At 38.1% G+C, this 13,944-nt stretch carries 16 protein-coding genes; 9 read left to right on the top strand and 7 right to left on the bottom strand.

Translation table 11 applies throughout. The features are described from left to right. Positions 1-426 precede the first annotated feature (426 nt). The 3 genes from HJC33_RS11390 to HJC33_RS11380 all read left to right on the top strand — a co-directional run bounded on the left by HJC33_RS11390 (position 427) and on the right by HJC33_RS11380 (position 2,755). Positions 427-1,323: a hypothetical protein gene (locus HJC33_RS11390; protein WP_171658950.1), complete on the top strand. Its 897-nt coding sequence runs from the start codon at positions 427-429 to the stop codon at positions 1,321-1,323. Positions 1,324-1,488: 165 nt separating this feature from the next. After that, entirely contained in the window at positions 1,489-2,100 is a 612-nt protein-coding gene (locus HJC33_RS11385; RefSeq protein WP_171658949.1) for a hypothetical protein, read from the top strand. A 163-nt stretch (positions 2,101-2,263) separates the two neighbouring features. Next, complete coding sequence (locus HJC33_RS11380) at positions 2,264-2,755, top strand: hypothetical protein (RefSeq protein ID WP_171658948.1); 492 nt, start codon at positions 2,264-2,266, stop codon at positions 2,753-2,755. A gap of 45 nt (positions 2,756-2,800) precedes the next feature. Here the strand turns inward: HJC33_RS11380 and HJC33_RS11375 are convergent, their stop codons facing one another. Beyond that, on the bottom strand, positions 2,801-3,766 hold the full coding sequence (locus HJC33_RS11375; RefSeq protein ID WP_171658947.1) for an IS110 family RNA-guided transposase: 966 nt from the start codon (positions 3,764-3,766) through the stop codon (positions 2,801-2,803). Between the two features lie 348 nt (positions 3,767-4,114). Between HJC33_RS11375 and HJC33_RS11370 the strand changes: the two genes are divergently transcribed. The 6 genes from HJC33_RS11370 (at position 4,115) to HJC33_RS11345 (ending at position 8,476) form a co-directional block, all read left to right on the top strand. Next, positions 4,115-4,342, top strand: coding sequence for a DUF7660 family protein (locus HJC33_RS11370; protein WP_171658946.1), 228 nt, complete (start codon positions 4,115-4,117; stop codon positions 4,340-4,342). 14 nt (positions 4,343-4,356) lie between these two features. Beyond that, complete coding sequence (locus tag HJC33_RS11365; RefSeq protein WP_171658945.1) at positions 4,357-4,653, top strand: hypothetical protein; 297 nt, start codon at positions 4,357-4,359, stop codon at positions 4,651-4,653. Between the two features lie 193 nt (positions 4,654-4,846). Next, positions 4,847-5,302 (top strand): thermonuclease family protein, encoded by a 456-nt coding sequence (locus HJC33_RS11360; protein WP_171658944.1) that lies wholly within the window; start codon positions 4,847-4,849, stop codon positions 5,300-5,302. Positions 5,303-5,672: 370 nt separating this feature from the next. Further along, entirely contained in the window at positions 5,673-7,250 is a 1,578-nt protein-coding gene (locus HJC33_RS11355) for a hypothetical protein (RefSeq protein WP_171658943.1), read from the top strand. A gap of 117 nt (positions 7,251-7,367) precedes the next feature. Next, positions 7,368-7,874: a hypothetical protein gene (locus HJC33_RS11350; RefSeq protein WP_171658942.1), complete on the top strand. Its 507-nt coding sequence runs from the start codon at positions 7,368-7,370 to the stop codon at positions 7,872-7,874. Between the two features lie 38 nt (positions 7,875-7,912). Further along, positions 7,913-8,476 (top strand): hypothetical protein, encoded by a 564-nt coding sequence (locus tag HJC33_RS11345; RefSeq protein WP_171658941.1) that lies wholly within the window; start codon positions 7,913-7,915, stop codon positions 8,474-8,476. Between the two features lie 187 nt (positions 8,477-8,663). Here HJC33_RS11345 and HJC33_RS11340 read toward each other — a convergent pair whose 3' ends face one another. The 6 genes from HJC33_RS11340 to HJC33_RS11315 form a co-directional block, all read right to left on the bottom strand. After that, positions 8,664-9,104 carry a hypothetical protein gene (locus HJC33_RS11340; RefSeq protein ID WP_171658940.1) on the bottom strand — a complete coding sequence of 147 codons (441 nt, stop codon included), beginning with the start codon at positions 9,102-9,104 and terminating at the stop codon, positions 8,664-8,666. A gap of 75 nt (positions 9,105-9,179) precedes the next feature. Then, positions 9,180-10,901 (bottom strand): TraQ conjugal transfer family protein, encoded by a 1,722-nt coding sequence (locus tag HJC33_RS11335; RefSeq protein ID WP_171658939.1) that lies wholly within the window; start codon positions 10,899-10,901, stop codon positions 9,180-9,182. 33 nt (positions 10,902-10,934) lie between these two features. After that, positions 10,935-11,489 carry a conjugal transfer protein TraO gene (locus HJC33_RS11330; protein WP_171658938.1) on the bottom strand — a complete coding sequence of 185 codons (555 nt, stop codon included), beginning with the start codon at positions 11,487-11,489 and terminating at the stop codon, positions 10,935-10,937. Positions 11,490-11,500: 11 nt separating this feature from the next. Beyond that, positions 11,501-12,394 carry a DUF4138 domain-containing protein gene (locus tag HJC33_RS11325; protein ID WP_171658937.1) on the bottom strand — a complete coding sequence of 298 codons (894 nt, stop codon included), beginning with the start codon at positions 12,392-12,394 and terminating at the stop codon, positions 11,501-11,503. Continuing rightward, complete coding sequence (gene traM / locus HJC33_RS11320) at positions 12,394-13,332, bottom strand: conjugative transposon protein TraM (protein ID WP_171658936.1); 939 nt, start codon at positions 13,330-13,332, stop codon at positions 12,394-12,396. The genes HJC33_RS11325 and traM overlap by 1 nt, the downstream gene beginning before the upstream one ends. Continuing rightward, on the bottom strand, positions 13,325-13,933 hold the full coding sequence (locus tag HJC33_RS11315; RefSeq protein ID WP_171658935.1) for a hypothetical protein: 609 nt from the start codon (positions 13,931-13,933) through the stop codon (positions 13,325-13,327). The genes traM and HJC33_RS11315 overlap by 8 nt, the downstream gene beginning before the upstream one ends. Positions 13,934-13,944 lie beyond the last annotated feature (11 nt).

The following is a 13,944-nucleotide window of genomic DNA, read 5'->3' as shown; positions in this document are numbered from 1 at the left end:
TTTACCTCTCGAAAGATTAATTCTCTAAAAAAAATAATCGGACTGAATCTAATCTATCTGATTATAATTCCGACTTTTTACTGTCTGTATTGTTTTCTCGAAAGTCAGTTTATTAAAATAACCATAACGAACCCAATAATGAATGACGGAATTTTGAAATATCATCAAAATAACGTGAATTATAGAATGATTTTATTTCTGACAATAATCTCGACTTTTATAAGTGGAATAATAATTAAGAAAATAACGAATGGAAAAAAGCCAGTTGCCAACAATGTATAACCGCAATTACGGCGGATTCGACTACGTCCGAATCCACTCGGAATTGCTAAAGCCTGTGCTAAACCGAATATTAACGCATATAAACCCGTAACTGACGGTTATACGAGACCGTTGTGTGTAATTTAAACCATCCTTGAAAACAAAATGATATTACCGAAAAACAACTTTTTAAAAGCAAGAGATTTTATATTGACAAATGCAAGAATGATTGAGAGACGTTTATTTGAATTTCACTTTGCAAACGGAGATATGAATGGTGTTTTTCACGCAGTTTACGCTTACCGAAATCCTGATGGTGGATTTGGACACGGAATGGAACCAGACACAGCATCACCAGAAAGTCAACCTCTATTTAGCATTATGGCACTTGAAACGCTCGATGAAGTTGGTTATCTGACCAAAGAAATCATTCTAAATGACTTTATGCCTTATTTTGAAAGCATAACAACAGAAAAAGGGGGAATTCCGTGGATGTTTAGACCAAAAAGCATTTATCCTTGTGAAGAACATTTTAAAACAGTTAAAGAATGGGGTGCTTTAAGCACTACTGCACCACTACTTGGAATTTTGGAAAAATATGAGATTGATATCCCTTGGATGAAAAAAGCGGAACAGTTTGTTTGGAGTGAATTTGAGCGAATTAAAGACAAACACATTTTTTGCTATTTATGCGTACCAAGATGGTTAACGTTTTTAAAGTTTACTAAAAGTCAAGATAAAGCTGAAAAAACAATAAATGACTTAAAAAATTGGGTGTCGAATAAGGGAATAATCTGTGAAGATAAGTCTGATGACGGTTGGGGACTTTACGGAAAACCACATAGTTTAAATTATGCAACATCTTCCGAAAGCATTCTATATTCGTTATTTACTAAAGAGACTATTGAATCCGACATAAAAGAATTAATTAACAGGCAAAAAGATGATGGACGATGGGATACTTGGTATGGCATTAGTGAAGGAACAAAATTAGAGTGGGCTGGCATACAAACATTGTGGACTTTGAAAGTGTTGAAAAACTATGGAAAAATTGAAAAGTAAAAAACTACACACAACAATGTATAACCGCAATTACGGCGGATTCGACTATTTCCGAATCCACTCGGAATTGCTAACGTCTGTGCTTAACCGAAAATTATTTACTTTAAACCCGTAACTGACGGTTATACCAGACCGTTAGCTGTAAGCATAAAACCAACCTAGCCTATGTCGATGACAATGGTTGCTTTTTACTCGAAAGCAAAATCACCTACCAAAGTTGAATTGGAATCAGAAATTGCAAAACTCAATTATGACTTTAAATTCCTTGGAGAATTTGAATCAATTAATGAGTTTGGAGGTACTTGCCAACTAAATGGGAAGGAGACTTTTTTCCAGACTTATGTGGTGAGCAAGAGGGAAATACTGAATGACTATGATTTTCTAAATAAGGACATCGAAGAATTCGATTCTGGAATTTCTTTTATCTGGGGGGCGGACTTCATTGCTGGAGCTTGCATAGGAATTATTTCTACTGCCTTAATAGACCTATGCGGTGCCAAAATAGTGTATGTCGATGATGAAACTTGGTATACCCGACAAATGCTTTTGGACGAAATACCAATATTCATTGAAGAGCACAAAAAGCAAATCCATAAAAGAATTCCAAGCTCTTCACAATCAAAACAAAAGAAAAAAACAGAGTGGATGGATTGGGCAATTATTGGGCTTATGATAATTTCAGCTGTCCTTTTGAAGAGAGAGATAATCACCTGGCACATCCCTACAATTCTGATAGCCACTTACATTGGATATAGCATATGGACAAAAAGAAAATAAATGCCTACAGCTAACAATACCTATAATCCATTGCGGTGGATTTTCCAGACGGAAAATCCTTACTTTTAACCTATGGCTCGGATCTAGGCGGACTATTTCCGGTGGAAATGTCCGCAACGAGATCATAGCCGAACCGTTGGCAATAATGCAAAAAAACAAACTAATGAAAAAATACCTACATCTAATAATAATTTTTATCAGTTTAATAATACTAAACAGCTGTTCTGATGATGATGACTCACAAACTTGCCCTCAAACTGAAATTGCATCTATGGAAATTAACGATGAATCAAAACAGTTCGATATTAACGGATGGGGAATAGATTTAGATAACGATGGAACGGGTCATACATTAAGTTTATGGTTAATGACAGGAGTCCTTCAACCACAACAAGATACATACGCAATAACTATTAAACTTCCCTACAAACAAACAGGTAATAATATAATTGAAGAACTTAATTATTTCAGAGTTCAAAATGGCACTTCTTCCGAAATTGATTTTGTCGCCCAAGGCGAATTAGTAAGTAATGTTATAGTTAATACAAATTCATGTTTTAGTGCAACATTTTCGGGAAGTGTATTCTTAGATGGAAATGAAATTATTATTGAGGATGGAATTGTCGAACATGTTTATGATGAACCTTTTGACTAATAAGCACTATTGCCAACAAAGAACTGAGGTAAAAAACAATCTTTTTTAAGCCAATTTTGATACAAAATTCTCATCATAGGGCAATCCGTTTTTCACAATACTAAAAGCTTGTTTTAAAAGTTTGTTTGCAACGGCAATCAAAGCCAATTTTTTACTTTTTCCTTTCATGGTAATTCGTTCATATAGCGCTCTACAGGCCTTATTATGTCTACATGCATTGAATGCACATAAGAACAACAGATTACGCATTTTTTTGTTTCCTACCTTACTGATTCTACTCCTTCCCCTTATACTACTCCCAGACTCCCTGGTTGTTGGCGTTATACCAACATAACTGCAAAGCTGTGATGCGTTCTCAAACTTGCTGAAACCTTCGGTCATCACCACTAAGAACAATGCGGTTTTAATGCCTATCCCAGGGATGCCCGTAAGTAGGGTCAACTGATGTTGGTACTCCTGTTTCACCAAGGTTAGCAGACGTTCTTCTATACCGGATATCTCTTTGTCCAAATGCTTACGATCCCGTTGAAGGGAACGGTATACAAATGTAGAGGGTCTCCCCAAGGCCTCCTCTCCATGGATCTTGTTCTTTGTAGCTGTCCGCTTTTTTAAATAGCTGTCCAGTAACCGAAAGAGCTGTAGACATTCTGACTGTACCTCACTTAAAAAATTATAAATAGGAACTTGATTCTTCATTGCATATTCGCAAATACTTTTGGAATCGCTCTTATCCGTCTTTACCTTAGAAAGTTTCATTTGAATAAATCGCTTTACAACCAAAGGGTTCACAACCGATACCGTTATCGAACTCTTGGAAAGATATTGTGCCAAACGATAATGATAATAACCTGTGGCTTCCATTACGACTATACTTCCTTGGGGAATGCGTCCTAAAAATTCCTTGAAGCCCTTTGGGCTGTTTTCATATTGAAGATGACCGCTAAGACTTCCATGGACATCGAATACATCCTTACTGATATCCACACCAAATGTTTCTGTATATTTATTCATAGAACTGATTTGGAAAGAACATACTACGCTGGTCACAACAACTTAAAAACGAGATCTCACGTCTCACAGAACTGAACGTGCTATCGTAGAAAAAGAGAGAGGGTTATCAATGTTGTCGAAGTCTTGGCTTCACCCTGTATACTAACCTTAATTCTCTCTTTTGTTCTTTCTGATTTATTACTTGAATTTAAGCAGTTCCAAACTTAAGCGGTGTATAATTAATTGCGGTCGGATTTCCTAAATGGAAATCCTAGCAATCAATTATCTTTACTACAGGCGGACATTTTCCGTTGGAAAAGTCCACAACTAATCATACACGAACCGTTGTGCTTCATTAAAAAAGACTAAATGACAAGAATTGAGTTCATAGAATTTCTGAAAGAGTTTAGAGAAGACTTAAAAGAGAATAAATCGAATTGGGAAAATAAAACTCTTGAAGACTTTCTAGAAGCTATGGAAGCATATATAGAAGATGTTCAAGGCTTTTATGACAATATGAAAATGGACGTTGACGCAGATAAACCAACTTGGGAAAATTTCAAAAAGATTCTTAAAGGCGCGTCCATTTACGAATAGAATAAGAAAGAACTATGACAGAATCTTACATTCAATACGCTGCTGGATACCAAAAAGACAATGTCGATTTATCTGATATAGAAAAAGCAATTAAGGACATTCAAGAAATGGATGAAGAACATGGAGCTTTTTGGGTTTCTATGATTACAGATGACGAGAATGTGATTGAAACGAATAAAGATTTAACTCTTTCCTTTATTATTGACGGAGAGGAGTCAAAATTCAAAGCTTCAGACTGGACGGAAGTCAAAGAATTATATGAATCGCTTTTGAATAAGGATTTTGAGCAAATTAAAACGAAAATAAAATAACGAAAGCACAACAAAGTTGGCTATAATTCATTGTGGCTTTGTGCCAAACCAAAATATAAACATAAATCTTACCGCAGCAAGCCGAACAAAGATGTTAGACAAGACCCAAAGGTTTGACGATATTTTGAGAAGGACGGGCAAGGAAAGAATTATGTAACTTCGTAATAGCATAGCCCGTATTCAAAACAGTTCAATGAGAATATTAGTTTTTCTTCTGTGGGTTCCTATGCTGTGCATTGCACAAATCCAGGGCAAAGTAGTAAAGGTCAAAGACGGTGATACAGTGGTGGTTCTCGACAAAAATTTGAGAGAACACACGATAAGGATTGCCGATATAGATTGTCCTGAATATGCCCAACCCTTTAGCAAACAGGCCAAAAAATTCACTTCAGATGCCATCTATTTTAGAGAAGTTGAAGTAATCAGTAAAGGACAAGACCGCTACGGGCGTACCATAGCTTTTATCCACTACGGAGATGGATTGGACTTGTCCCAAGAATTACTTAAAAATGGGTATGCCTGGCATTATAGAAAATATTCCAAGGATAAAGACTTGGCCGCCTTAGAAGTGCATGCCCGTAATCAAAAGTTGGGTCTATGGAAAGACAAGTCACCAGTTCCACCATGGGAATGGAGAAGAAAACATTAATATCAATTCTTTAAAACAAAACGCAAGGGCAAAAACAACGGTTTTGGCTTGAGCATCAAATCAATACTGTTGTGCGGGGTTTTGAGGGGCCATAACGATTAAAATGAATAGGAATGAACACTGGCCCGGTTTTCTGGCCTTGCGAAGTTCCAGCAATGAAGGGAGGTCATTGCTCCCGCAGAAAAAAGGGGGGAATATTAGAAAATCTGCTCAGTTAAAATTATGATTTCAATTTTTCAAAGAATCTGAATCAAATCCTGAAACTGCGCAAAATCCCCAGAAAAACTAAGGTTTTTATGTAAAACAATTTTGGGAAATCAAACTAACTTGGTGCTACAAGTATTCGATTTATTAACCTAAACCATTTTGAATGAAAATTACGATTAAAGTACTGAGATTTTGCCTGTTATTGCTTATGATTATAAGCTGTGAAAAGGAGAATTCTTATATGGAGAACTTAGAAAACTCCTCAGAACAGAAACAGGAGATAGGATTAAAGCTCAATCTTGACAATTTCACTGACTCGAAGAATATTCCAAAGGGCAATTTGGTTGTTGACTGGGACACTGGCAAGGAATATAATGTAGATGGGGGCACATGGTATGAATATGCGATACAACAAAAGGTTACACCGATGATTGTTGATGAAAAAATAACAAATATTGATTATACTTTACTGGAGCATCACGCTCAATCCGGAAACGTGGAATATAGTGTTGTCAAGATGGATTCACATAACGGAGACGTTCAATACTCTTATTTTGACCTATCCAAAAGGAGTTTTACTGGGACAGTTCAGGTCTATGATGAAAATGGTTATGTTCAAATGGCTCAGTATTACGATAAAGGGAATGCCTTACAGGGAGTTATCACAGAAGGCACAAAAGGAGGTGCGCCATTGACCAAAGGAAGTACCGCTAAGTGTTACCAACGCGGGAGTGTTTGCGATGGGAATGCCAATTGCAGAGAACCCCAAACCTCTGGAGGCAGTTGTGGTGGCACTAGCGGTGAAACCTCATACGGCTGGCAGCGAGTTGTCACAATAACAGATTGGTATATGGACCGTAATGGAGACCGTATAGCCCAACCAAGTGAATATTCCTCAACCACCACAGAAGTCACATATAATTATGTGCAATATTCTGGGACATCGGGACCACCTTCCCAGAACAATTATTATTCTTACGGCACATCAGGTTTTGAGGGAACAGCCACCTACCCAATTAAAGTTCCTACAGAAGTAAAACCCACTAAGATTACATATTTGATTTCTGATGATAAAAAATGCCAGAAAAAGATAATTCATGCAACAACACAAAACACCCATATTATCTCAAAACTTATGAGAGATGTATTTGGTGAGGAAGGCGTATATAATATAGAGTACTCTTCAGCAGATTTAAAGGGTTCAAGGGCTCATACAGATTTTAAAGTTGACAAGTACGGAAACATACAAAAGTTCGTGATAGTTTTTGACAACACTTTTTTGGAAGAGGCAACAGATATTGCAATATATGGTGTAGCATTCCATGAAAATATCCATGCGCTTTTATACTATCTTGCAGAAAATGGTAATATTACCAAATATGATGAACTTGCTGACCTTTCTGCTCTAGCAGAGGAATATGTAAAACTAAAAGTAGCCAAGGAAAAAAATATCGAGTACCAAGGCTACAACAACTTTTATCATCATCAGGCGATGTCATACCTTGTAGATGACATAGCGGATGGAATAGAGGAATTTGGTGACTCTAGGGGCTATGACCTTGACCATGAATATTATACCTATTTAGCATGGAGTGGTCTACATATGACTACAACCTATGCTACTCAATATTCTGACCCAGATGAACAAGCAAATTTTGAATTGGCCGTACAAAACACTGTGGATTGGGAAAGTACTAACTTTCTGGGTTTAGCCGAGGGAAAACCTTGTGCCAGCAACTAGTTTTGTTATACCTTTATCAATATGAAGCACAGCTTTTGCGTCTTGTTAGTAGTTTACTTTATCTCAAGTTATATGGGTGCCCAAAATTGTTTGGGCATCCATTCCTATAATAGATTCATGAGTGAAAAAATTCTTGAACACCAACAAGAGGTAGAAGCACATTTTGATTCACTTGTTGCACAAAGAATAATTACAAAAAGGGAAGCGCAAAGCATATTAAAATCGGAATATCCTTTCCCTTTGATACTAGAAAAGGAAAAAATCGATAGCGATTTAAAGCAAGAGCTAAAATTTTTTAAAGACAGAACAACCCCTTTAAGTATTTATCTATCTAAACATTTTGGGAAAGGAATTATGGATTCTGTCATATCTGAAATCAATACAGACAACAGTCCCCATTCAATAGTAGGACTTGACCAAAAAATAAGGTTGTCTGAGGACCACTCATTGATACACTTTGGCTTTTCCTCTCCTATACGATTGGACAATGAACATTATCTTCTTTTTATGTTTTTAAAAAAATACAGGCCAACATGGAACCGAGACAAAAGAGCCTATATCGTAAAATGTGATGGGTATGGTAGAATAATCACCGAGGCGGAATTTTATATTTGGCATCCATAATAATCCAATCTATTAAATTGAAAAGGGCACTTAAAATATTGATTTTCTTTTTCGTTTGTTCAGGTTCAGGCCAGCAATCCCCGAGCCAAGAGGCCTATAATGGTTTCTTGATAGATAAAGTAACAGGAAAGAGACAAGCGGCTATCAAACATCTCATGGTACAGTTGATGAGAGATGTAGTTGACTATGCTTACATCGAAAAATATCTTGAGAGCCAATTCCCTTACCCGCATCTAATAGATAATCAACAAATGGGAAAAGATTTGAAAAAGGTTATACTAAAATCTAAAAAAAGGGGCGGTTCATTCTATAATGGGATTTCCAATAATTTTGGCAAGGAAGCTTTCAGAACAATTATAGAGAACATCCCTAAAAAAAATAATTATCATTCCTTTTCTGGTTTCGAAGACGAGAAGTTCATTTCCTTTGTCAGCGAATACTGGTCATATCGTTTTTCTCCGCCCATTAGAATGGATAATGAACATTTTGTGATTGTTATGAAAGACTTGAATAATTCAGATATCGGGATTGCATATATTGTCAGTTGTGATAAAAATCAATTAAAAAGCATAGCTTCATATTATCTTAATTTTTCGCAATAGAGACATTAATCTTGTTGAAAGACTCCATTAATAATGGTTGTATTAGGGATATGTGCGGAAATCCACTACAAGGATTCTTATGGAACGATTAGGGCAAGGAAGCTTCCTTTGGTCGCTTCCTTGCCCAAACTGTTCTTAAAACACCTATAAATGATTGCAGGGATAGCCCGCTCAAATACCCCTATAATCATTGTTCCTCTTCGATTTTGTACAAGACTCCACGAGATTTTCTATTGCCCCAAATAGAATTGAATCTATAACCTGTTTTCAACATCGGGTCGTTCACATCCTTTTTAATGTGATAGAAATAAAATTTAGCCTTAGCTCCAAAGTATCTCTTTCCACTTTCAAAATAAAGTCCTTGGTATACTTTATCAAGATTAGCTTCCCCAAAAGTCTTGGCAAGCTTTTCTTCAGGGACAATGGACAAGGTATCTTTATCGCTCCAACTACCATCCTTTTTAACAGATTGAACAAAATAAAGGTCTCTGTCTTTGGAAAACAGAAAGTCGGCTTTACCGTTAGGGCTTTGGGCAAAAGCTCCAATAAAGCCCTCCTTTTTAGGTTCAGAGGAACAATTACATAAAAGCAAGGCCACGAAAGCCAAGCATAAAACATTTTTTTTCATAATGATAGATTAAGATAAGTAAGATGTACGGGGCAGGGTATAAAGATAAAAAAAGGGGGCAAAAGCCCCCAATGATCAGTTAACATAAGGGACGCTGACAGGCACTTCCACCACATGGCCATATTGATTTTTGATGAACAAGGTCAAAAAGAAACCATCCGTATCGTTTTCTATATAGAATCCATCGGTTATACTGCCACTGGTAACCAAAGACTCAAGAGGGCCGTATTCATTTTCAACATAGTACGTAAAAGTAAAAAGAAGTTGATCAGGCACTTTGACGGTATAGGCTTGTATTTGCTCATCAAAATCCACCTGCATCATCTCGAACACCTGTCCTTCAGTATCGGGAATAATTTCTAAAGAAAAACCCATTGAATTGGTTGAACCACCACCAGGAGTAACATTGGCAGGAACATCCAAATTCACGGAAAACCCGGGCAAACCAACATTAAATATTTGAGAATCCTCAGCAATGGTTCCCTGTTGGTTTTGCAAGGTAAAGGTAACCTCATGGTTGCCGGCAGATAGCGGATTATAGAACAAGGAAAATTCTTGTTGAGCAATAGTAAAGGGAACACCTTCCTCATAGGAAACACCAGCATATTCAATAGTACCACCACCATTAGAAGAGAAGCTGAGTATATAAGGAAATGAGGTAGTAGGACTTTCAGAGATAGTAGTAGTCATTTCAATTTTATTGTCGACAACCGTTTGGAAAGCCAAAGGAACAGTTTCAATGCTCAACTCATTTTTGATGACAGAGAAAGTAACATTATTGGTCAACTCCGCACCGAATTGATTTTTTAGCGTGAATACTATCTCCACATCATTTTCATAATTGGCAAGGGCTTCCCAAGTAAAAGCACCGGGCAACACATCATAAAAAACACCGGGGTTGATGGGCTGATTATTAAAGAACAAATCAATATCACCCTCCACCATCTCATATTTAAGCTGATATTGTCCCCCAGAACCCCCATTCTCAGAGACGGTAAAGAAAATATCGTTGGCATCACCAAAAGCCACCTCGTTTTTGTCACTTGTGGCAGAAAAAGAGACATCAATTTCCTCAATGGTAAAATTTAGGGTCTTTTCTACAATTTGATTATTACTATCCTTTACGCTTACTTTAATTGTCGCTTCGCCAAGGTCGGCAAATGAAGCTTCAAAGGAAAAAGTGCCCGGTTGGACCTCCTCATAGGTATCCAAGGCCACTTTTTGGTCAGATCCTGGCAAATACATATCGGCAGACCCCTGCGTAATGAAAATTGCCCTTTCAAAGCTGACATTATCATCCACTCCATTATTGAACAAACTGATGGTCAAAGGTACTCGGTCTTTGACCTTGGCCACGGAGAAGGGAGCAGAAAATTCGACCGTGAAATCGTTGTGCACGAAATTGTAGACCAAAAGGATATTTTCCTCCTTTCCCTCGCTATCCCGTACATATACCCTAACACTCTCTTCCCCGATAACCGAAGAACTGTAGGACATTGACGTTTCCAGAGCAGAAATGGGAAGATAGGAGCTTTTGGGGATGGGGTTACCATCAGCATCATAAAATTTACCACTCCCGGATTCCACCTCGTATTTGACCTCATAAACGACGGAGGACACGACTTTTTCAGGAATGACCCTTATGAGGGTTTCATTAAAGAGGTTGACGGTGGTAGTTTCAGCATGTGTTTCCGAAAGCGAAAAGGAAAAACTGGAAACCACCTCAGATTCCTTGGAACAAGAAACAAAGAGCACCAAGGCAAAAAGAATTGACGATAAAAGATTAATTGACTTCATAATAAAACAAAAAATTGATTAAAAGATTAAAGATTATTGGGTCAGCGAATAGCGAAGGCCAAGGCCGCCATAGATTAAATTGTTGCCCATATCGCTATTGAATTGGTAAATAAAATTGATAGGAACAAACAAGGAAATGGAGCTGCTTAAAAAGACATCATAATCAGCCCCTGCGGTCAAACCGTAGACAAAGCCACTCTCAGAGAGGATGACCGAACCATTGGACAGTTGTTGCTCACCATTGTTGATGCTTTCATAACCAAAGGAGATACCCGCACCAACAGCAAATGTCATCCCCGAAGAGGGACTTTGCATCAAAGCGGTATAATAGCCCGCATTGAGCAAATAGTTTTGGTAAGGGATTTCCAGATCCGCATCAAAAGGCTCATTGGCCAAAGTGGCCAAAGTGGCGATTTTGATAAAATCGGTACGGTTATGATAATGGTTAAAAGAAGCTTCAATCCCGAAGCCATCGGGCACATAGCCCCCGGAAACCCCGAAGGCCGATTTGCTCCTTTGGGCGTGTCCTGTAAAGGCAACGCCCAATAGGGCAATAAGGGTCAAAAAATTCAATTTGTTTTTCATCATAAGCATAAGAATTAAAAATTAGTATTTGGATTATTTATAATTCTGTAACCAATGGGCAATTCAAGGTTTCGTTCACCTTGCATCTCATTGATTTCAATATTTATCAGTTTATTCTTGTCAATGGACAATTTGTCAAACACATAGACGGCCTTGCGGGTGGAAAAGGCATCAATTCTATCGAAGGTCTGGTAATTGGAGTCTTCCAAAGATTTAATCTCAATGGCCTGATAGTTGGATTTTTTACTGGCTTTCTTGGCAATCTTGTTGAACTGGATAAAGTTCAGGTCGTAATCGACCGAGGATTTATTTTCGATGGTCACCACCATAAAGGTCTTATTGTTCCTATACCCGATATTGGACAGTTTAAGGAGCATATTGTTTTTGGTGCGGTAGATGTTTTTATAATAATCCTCTTGATCAATGAGATTTTTACAAAACTCCAGCTCCAGGTTTTTTTGTTCTTTGCTGGCCTTATAATAACTGTCCTCGGTAATCTTTACGCCCTCGGGATTTACAGTGCCATCCATGGCCATAACCGCATTTTTACCCTTGTTGGCTTCTCTATCGCTTAGATTACCGACCGCTTTAGAACCATCCAGAAAATATTCAAACTGCGAAGGATTCGGGGCATAGCGGACAATAAAGGAATAGACTGTTCCATCCTCGGTTATCACATGCAAGGTACTTTCCCCTTCTGAGGAAACGGCCTTGAGCACCCCGAACTTTTCTGCAGTCTGGGTGTTATAACCAAACTTGAAATCCCCATTGCCCGATAAAGCTTTGGAAATAGGAGAAGGGAAGAACAGGAACACATTTTTGTCCGTGGTGGCCTCAATGGCCTGTTTTTCTTGTTGGGCAAAAAGCCCAAGACTAAAAAAAGAAATAAAAAGAAATAGCTTGTTCATTATGATTTGGGTTTCAGGATTAATTTTGTATTGTTCAACAATGTGACGGTGGGCTGTTCCTGCTTCTTCTGGAATACCTTTTTGATTGTCGAGCCAACGGGAACACCGCCCACATCCACATCATCCACGGCATCTTTAGAGCTTTCGTCCACAACTTCACCAACCATTCTGGCCCCTTTGACATAAAGTCCCAAAGCACTATCCTCAGTATCGTAAGCAGAAATGCTAACAGGAACATGGTTGATGGAGGTTATGGTCAAGAGCACCCTATTGTTCTGAAAGGAAGGGAATGCATACACATAACTGTTCTGGTCAAATTCCATCCCTGCAATGGTGGCCTTTTGGGTAAGTCTCAATTTGACCCGCTCCCCTTGCTTTATGGTATGATCTCCATGGATAACCGCAAAAATGAAGGGGTCTGTTTGTGAAGTCGCAGCATCACTGGAAGATTGACTTTTAGGAGCAGCAGTAAAAAAGGCATCGAACTCTTTACCAACATTCTTGTTGACCTGAGCTTTGTTATTGTCGGGGGAAGCGGAATGACCACGGGCAGGAGCACCGCCAGCAGAAGAACGATGACCCACCTTTTGAGGATTAGCCCTTGGAGCATCCGCTCTTTTGTTCAGGTTCATCATGGAATCAATTTCCCTTTCCATAGCCTCCTCTTCGTCCTCATCCTCCTTAAAATCATCCAGATTAAATTCAATCGACGGGCTATCATCATTTTTAGAGTTATCGTCATAAGCTTCTAATTTTGAATTGTAATCCTCTATTTTGTCCCTGTTTTCAGGAGTTTCAAATTCTTCAAAATCTTCGTTTTCAGATCCATCCCCGCCCATGAACAATAGCGGAGAGGTCAGAATAAAAAGAACCCCAAGAACAATAACTATGCGCTGTTTGGGTTCCATGTTTTTAAATTTCTCTAATAGTTCATTCATCTTTTATTTGTTTTTTGGATATTTCTTTAAAATCTAGAATGAGGTAGCCGTAAGGATTCAAAGGATAGTTCTGGGAAACCTGTTTCAATTTCCCTGCAACTTTGAGCACATACCGTTTCGGCTCCTCTTGGTTGGCCTTGTTGATGGCTATAATGGCAGAGGCTTGAAAATTTCCATCCCCATCAATGACGATTTCAGAAGATGCTATGGATTGGCTCGATGTTGTCTGTATCATCCGGTTGTAATAACCACTTTGTTTATAATGGTTATAAAGACCTTTACCAGATTCATCAATGAGCCAGAGCGCCTTCTCAATTCTTTTTTTATAGTTCCATTGGTCATAGGCATAGAAATTATTGAGGAAGTGTTCAATGTGCGCTTTTTTTAAAATCTGTTTGATTTCCGCTTTTTCGATTTGTTCCAAAGGGAGCAACTTTTCGTTGGAGGAAATCCCATAGACAAATCGTTCCGCATTGGCAGCAGCTTTGTTGGACATATAGACCGAATACATGGCCACAGAGGCACACAATACGGTCATGGCCCAAACAATGAGATTATTGCGTTTCAGGTTTTTGTAAATGTCATGTTTAACTTCTTTCATAGGATTTGGGT

Origin of the sequence: Flagellimonas amphidinii (genome assembly GCF_013090115.1) — a bacterium.
Taxonomy (GTDB): Bacteria; Bacteroidota; Bacteroidia; order Flavobacteriales; family Flavobacteriaceae; genus Flagellimonas; species Flagellimonas amphidinii.
This window is presented reverse-complemented; position numbering and strand designations above follow the sequence as displayed.

What these genes read in the sequence shown, in the direction of transcription:
- HJC33_RS11360 (WP_171658944.1), top strand. Translation starts at nt 4,847, where the DNA reads ATGAGAATATTAGTTTTTCTTCTGTGGGTTCCTATGCTGTGCATTGCA.
- HJC33_RS11370 (WP_171658946.1), top strand. Translation starts at nt 4,115, where the DNA reads ATGACAAGAATTGAGTTCATAGAATTTCTGAAAGAGTTTAGAGAAGAC.
- HJC33_RS11375 (WP_171658947.1), bottom strand. Translation starts at nt 3,766, where the DNA reads ATGAATAAATATACAGAAACATTTGGTGTGGATATCAGTAAGGATGTA.
- HJC33_RS11325 (WP_171658937.1), bottom strand. Translation starts at nt 12,394, where the DNA reads ATGAACAAGCTATTTCTTTTTATTTCTTTTTTTAGTCTTGGGCTTTTT.
- traM (WP_171658936.1), bottom strand. Translation starts at nt 13,332, where the DNA reads ATGAATGAACTATTAGAGAAATTTAAAAACATGGAACCCAAACAGCGC.
- HJC33_RS11335 (WP_171658939.1), bottom strand. Translation starts at nt 10,901, where the DNA reads ATGAAGTCAATTAATCTTTTATCGTCAATTCTTTTTGCCTTGGTGCTC.
- HJC33_RS11340 (WP_171658940.1), bottom strand. Translation starts at nt 9,104, where the DNA reads ATGAAAAAAAATGTTTTATGCTTGGCTTTCGTGGCCTTGCTTTTATGT.
- HJC33_RS11355 (WP_171658943.1), top strand. Translation starts at nt 5,673, where the DNA reads ATGAAAATTACGATTAAAGTACTGAGATTTTGCCTGTTATTGCTTATG.
- HJC33_RS11330 (WP_171658938.1), bottom strand. Translation starts at nt 11,489, where the DNA reads ATGATGAAAAACAAATTGAATTTTTTGACCCTTATTGCCCTATTGGGC.
- HJC33_RS11350 (WP_171658942.1), top strand. Translation starts at nt 7,368, where the DNA reads ATGAGTGAAAAAATTCTTGAACACCAACAAGAGGTAGAAGCACATTTT.
- HJC33_RS11385 (WP_171658949.1), top strand. Translation starts at nt 1,489, where the DNA reads ATGTCGATGACAATGGTTGCTTTTTACTCGAAAGCAAAATCACCTACC.
- HJC33_RS11380 (WP_171658948.1), top strand. Translation starts at nt 2,264, where the DNA reads ATGAAAAAATACCTACATCTAATAATAATTTTTATCAGTTTAATAATA.
- HJC33_RS11365 (WP_171658945.1), top strand. Translation starts at nt 4,357, where the DNA reads ATGACAGAATCTTACATTCAATACGCTGCTGGATACCAAAAAGACAAT.
- HJC33_RS11315 (WP_171658935.1), bottom strand. Translation starts at nt 13,933, where the DNA reads ATGAAAGAAGTTAAACATGACATTTACAAAAACCTGAAACGCAATAAT.
- HJC33_RS11390 (WP_171658950.1), top strand. Translation starts at nt 427, where the DNA reads ATGATATTACCGAAAAACAACTTTTTAAAAGCAAGAGATTTTATATTG.